We start from the raw sequence: 2,677 nt of genomic DNA, 5'->3' as shown, positions 1-2,677 counted from the left end.
CCGGGGCAATCGACGAGCGGCCGGACGGCTCCTGGCACGTGGAGTGGCAGGCGCTGCGCCAGTTGCTCCGGCTCGCCGGCGGGGCAGCCGCCAAGCTGGCCGAACTCTCCGAGGGCCTGGTGGTCCGCCCGGAGAAGATGCGCCGGAACCTGGAGATCACCGGCGAGCTGGTGGTCAGCGAACGCGTCATGGCCACGGTGGCGCCGATGCTGGACGGCGGAACCCCCGGCGCCGGCAAGGCGAAGGTCCAGAGCCTGGTCAACCAGTCGCTCGCCGGCCAGGGCAGCCTGTCGCAGCTGCTGCGCGAAGCCGTGCCCGGCGACGTCCTCTCCGACACGGCGCTGGCCGAACTGCTGGACCCGGCCGGGTATACCGGCCAAAGCAGCGGCCTGATCGACCGGATCACGTCCCACTACGCAGAATGGAGCCATTCGTGACCGTTCCCGACATCACCCCCACCCTCCTGTCCGAGGGCAAAGGCAGGCCGGTGCTGCTGGCCGGCGCCGGACTGGGGACCGGCGCCAAGGCGCTCTGGGCCGACGCCGTGGAGCACCTGCAGGACTTCCAGGTGGTGGGCGTGGACCTGCCCGGCCACGGGGCCAGCCCGGCCTCGACCGGACCGTACACCATGGCCGAACTCGGCCAGGCGGTCGTGGCGATGCTGGACAAGCTGCGCGAAGCCGGCGACATCGACCCCGGCACCAAGGTGTACTTTGCCGGCGTCTCGATGGCCGGTGAACTGGCCCTGCAGCTGGGCCTGGACCACCCGGACCGCTTCGCCGGCCTGGGCGTGGTCTGCTCCGCCGCCAAGATCGGCGAAGCGGCCGCGTGGCTGGAACGCGCGGACACCGTGCGCCAGGCGGGAACGCCCACGATGGTCACCGGCTCGGCGCAGCGCTGGTTCGCCCCGGGCTTCATCGAGAAGCACCCCGAGCGCGCCACCCGGCTGCTGCACACCCTGCAGGACGCGGACCGCTTCGCCTACGCCCACGCATGCGAGGCCCTGGCCGGCTTCGACGTCCGCGAGCGGCTCGGCGACATCACCACTCCGGTGATTGCCGTCGCCGGGGCGCTCGACCAGGTGTGCCCGCCCGGGTTCGCCGAAGCAGTGGCCGCCGGCGTGCAAAAGGGCAGCTCCGCCGTCGTCGACGGCGTGGCCCACCAGGCGCCCGCCGAGGCACCCGCGGAAACCGCCGCGCTGCTGCGCGATTTCTTCCTGGCCGCCTGAAACCGCAGCCGGACCGATGACTGAACAACCAAGGAGTACACGCCGTGAGCGATAACCGCACCTTCGATCCTGCCCAGACCCAGCAGGAAGTGTACGACGAAGGCATGGCCGTGCGCCGGCAGGTGCTCGGCGATGCCCACGTGGACCGCGCGAACAGCTCGATCGATGAGTTCACCCAGGACTTCCAGGAACTGATCACGCGCTACGCCTGGGGGACCATCTGGACCCGGGAGGGGCTGCCGCGCACCACGCGCAGCGCCATCACGCTCACCGCCATGATCGCCAAGGGCCACTGGGAGGAATTCGCCATGCATGTCCGGGCGGCGCTGACCAACGGCATGACCCGCGACGAGATCAAGGAAGTCGTGCTGCAGTCGGCCATCTACTGCGGCGTCCCGGACGCCAACGTCGCGTTCAAGGTGGCCAAGGGCGTCTTTGCCAGCCTTGACGAGGATCACAAGGGCTCGATATAGTTCATATAACGTACATGCGTTCGTGTAGCGAACACTTCGGCAGGAACGGAAGCGCCCGCGACGGTTCCCGCCGAAACGGTATGTTCCGCGCGGACCCCCGTGTCGACGGAGCGGTCCGGTCCGGCCTGAGCGCCGGGCCGGGCCGTTTGCTGTAACCCAAAGGCGCACCCCGGAAGTGCGCCGCGAAGGAGCCTCGAATGAACCAGGCATATCTGTATGACGCCGTCCGCACCCCCTTCGGCAAGTTCGGCGGTGCGCTGGCCGGCGTCCGCCCGGACGACCTGGCGGCCGAAGTCGTCAAGGCGGAAGTTTCCCGCGCCCCGGGCCTGGACCCGGAACGCATCGACGAGGTGATCTTCGGCAACGCCAACGGCGCCGGGGAAGAGAACCGGAACGTGGCGCGCATGGCCACGCTGCTGGCCGGCCTGCCCACCTCGATCCCGGGAACCACCGTGAACCGGCTGTGCGGCTCCAGCCTGGACGCCGCCATCATCGCCTCCCGGCAGATCAACGCCGGCGAAGGCGACCTGGTGCTGATCGGCGGCGTCGAGTCGATGAGCCGGGCGCCGTGGGTGCTGCCGAAGACCGAGAAGCCCTACCCGGCAGGCGACATGACCCTGGCGTCCACCACCCTGGGCTGGCGCCTGGTGAACAAGAAGATGCCGCGGGAATGGACCGTCTCCCTGGGCGAGGCCACCGAGCAGCTGCGCGAGCGCCACGGCATCAGCCGCGAACGACAGGACGAGTTCGCCGCCGCCTCGCACCGCCTCGCCGACGAGGCCTGGAACGCTGGCAAATACGACTCGATGGTGGTGAAGGTTCCGGGCACCGACCTGATCCGCGACGAGTCCATCCGCCCCACCAGCACCGTTGACGTCCTAGCCGGGCTGAAGACCGTCTTCCGGCCGGCGGGCGAGGGCCCCGAGGGCGGCACGGTCACGGCCGGCAACGCCTCGCCGCTGAACGACGGCGCCTC

Annotated in this window: 3 protein-coding genes and 1 pseudogene; all 4 read left to right on the top strand. The window is 70.1% G+C overall.

Annotated elements, in window-relative coordinates; genetic code table 11:
* Positions 1-437: pseudogene (locus AC5RUJ_RS14145) on the top strand (lyase family protein); the annotation flags it as partial.
* Positions 434-1,228, top strand: coding sequence for an alpha/beta fold hydrolase (locus AC5RUJ_RS14140; protein ID WP_494129138.1), 795 nt, complete (start codon positions 434-436; stop codon positions 1,226-1,228). The pseudogene AC5RUJ_RS14145 and the gene AC5RUJ_RS14140, both read left to right, overlap by 4 nt.
* Positions 1,229-1,272: 44 nt before the next feature.
* Complete coding sequence (gene pcaC / locus AC5RUJ_RS14135) at positions 1,273-1,701, top strand: 4-carboxymuconolactone decarboxylase (protein ID WP_494000491.1); 429 nt, start codon at positions 1,273-1,275, stop codon at positions 1,699-1,701.
* Between the two features lie 197 nt (positions 1,702-1,898).
* Positions 1,899-2,677: thiolase family protein (locus AC5RUJ_RS14130; RefSeq protein ID WP_494156039.1), on the top strand; the 779-nt coding region annotated here is incomplete at its 3' end.

It is taken from the genome of Arthrobacter sp. Y3223164 (assembly GCF_059091005.1).
Note: the sequence above shows the minus strand (reverse complement) of the source record. Positions and strands in the feature narration are given on the sequence as shown.